This is a genomic window from Vibrio sp. 10N.222.55.C6, assembly GCF_041473395.1.
GTDB lineage: Bacteria > Pseudomonadota > Gammaproteobacteria > Enterobacterales > Vibrionaceae > Vibrio > Vibrio crassostreae_C.
In genome coordinates this window covers 1-289 of sequence record NZ_JBFRSD010000672.1, presented here as the reverse complement: position 1 = coordinate 289, position 289 = coordinate 1, and the positions used below count along the sequence as shown (strand labels likewise).

The following is a 289-nucleotide window of genomic DNA, read 5'->3' as shown; positions in this document are numbered from 1 at the left end:
AACAAACCTTGGTTCATGAAACCATCGAAAAATTGACGAGTGAAATTGGTAAACTTGAGACAAAGATCGCAGAAACTCGTGCAAAGCAACAAGCATTAATGATTCGTAACAATGCGGCAAGCAACCGTCGTGATGTTCAAAAACACCTGCACTCAAGCAAAACCAACGAAGCAATGGCGAAGTTTGAGCAATTCTCGCGTAAAGTGGATGAATTAGAAGCTGAAGCGGACGTTTACGCTAAGACTGGCAACGCAAAATCTTTAGACCAAGAGTTTGCCGAGCTACAAGC

Annotated in this window: 1 protein-coding gene; it reads left to right on the top strand. The window is 42.9% G+C overall.

Translation table 11 applies throughout. The features are described from left to right. Positions 1–289 (top strand): PspA/IM30 family protein (locus AB4486_RS25585; protein ID WP_372119540.1); only part of this gene is annotated, 289 nt, incomplete at both ends.